Here is a 376-nt window from a genome sequence, read left to right on the forward strand (position 1 = left end):
TGGGCTATAGCCAAGCGGTAAGGCAACGGACTTTGACTCCGTCATGCGCTGGTTCGAATCCAGCTAGCCCAGCCAATGATGTCCTGCTAGCTCAGTTGGTAGAGCATCTGACTTTTAATCAGAGGGTCAGAGGTTCGAGTCCTCTGCAGGACACCATTTTTAAGAAATAGGCGCGTGCCTTGAAATAAATGAAATGCCTGGGTGGCGGAACTGGTAGACGCACAGGACTTAAAATCCTGCGGGTGGTGACACCCGTGCCGGTTCGATTCCGGCCCTAGGCACCAACTAAATAGCGCCCATAGATCAAGTGGATAGAGCGTTTGACTACGGATCATAAGGTTAGGGGTTCGACGGCTCTTGGGCGCGGCATAAAATT

At 51.9% G+C, this 376-nt stretch carries 4 tRNA genes; all 4 read left to right on the forward strand.

What is annotated here, in order from left to right:
- The 4 genes from NEH75_RS13455 (at window position 1) to NEH75_RS13470 (ending at window position 366) form a co-directional block, all read left to right on the forward strand.
- A tRNA-Gln gene (locus NEH75_RS13455) sits at window positions 1-75 on the forward strand.
- A 5-nt stretch (window positions 76-80) separates the two neighbouring features.
- Window positions 81-156: transfer RNA gene (locus NEH75_RS13460), tRNA-Lys, on the forward strand.
- Window positions 157-195: 39 nt separating this feature from the next.
- Window positions 196-284: transfer RNA gene (locus NEH75_RS13465), tRNA-Leu, on the forward strand.
- Window positions 285-292: 8 nt separating this feature from the next.
- Window positions 293-366, forward strand: a tRNA-Arg gene (locus tag NEH75_RS13470).
- Window positions 367-376: the final 10 nt, after the last annotated feature.

The organism is Turicibacter sp. T129 (assembly GCF_025594975.1).
GTDB classification, from domain to species: domain Bacteria; phylum Bacillota_I; class Bacilli_A; order MOL361; family Turicibacteraceae; genus Turicibacter; species Turicibacter bilis.